Source organism: Streptomyces sp. URMC 127, assembly GCF_051386535.1.
In the GTDB taxonomy this organism is placed as follows: domain Bacteria; phylum Actinomycetota; class Actinomycetes; order Streptomycetales; family Streptomycetaceae; genus Streptomyces.
Window position 1 is genome coordinate 1 of record NZ_JBPQTW010000558.1, and the last position, 250, is coordinate 250.

1 protein-coding gene is annotated in these 250 nt (G+C 74.0%); it reads right to left on the bottom strand.

Annotated elements, in window-relative coordinates:
- Positions 1 to 250 (bottom strand): S8 family serine peptidase (locus ACSNOH_RS35380; RefSeq protein ID WP_436725527.1); only part of this gene is annotated, 250 nt, incomplete at both ends.

Genomic DNA, 250 nt, shown 5'->3' on the forward strand with positions numbered 1-250 from the left:
GTTGTAGGTGTACGAGCGGCTCAGCGGCAGGGCCCGCTGGTCGATGCGGTCGAGGCCCCACGGCGGGTTGCTCTGGGTGGCCGCCATCGTCACCGTGTGGTTCTGCTCGACGTAGTCGACGGCGGGGTGCGCGGCGAGACGCTTGGCGGCCCGCTCCGACAGCCGCACCTCGAAGCCGTTGAGCGCGTCGCCGTAGACGTGCCCCACCGTCCCGCCGAACCGCGCGGCCAGCGAGCCGGCGGCGCTGCGC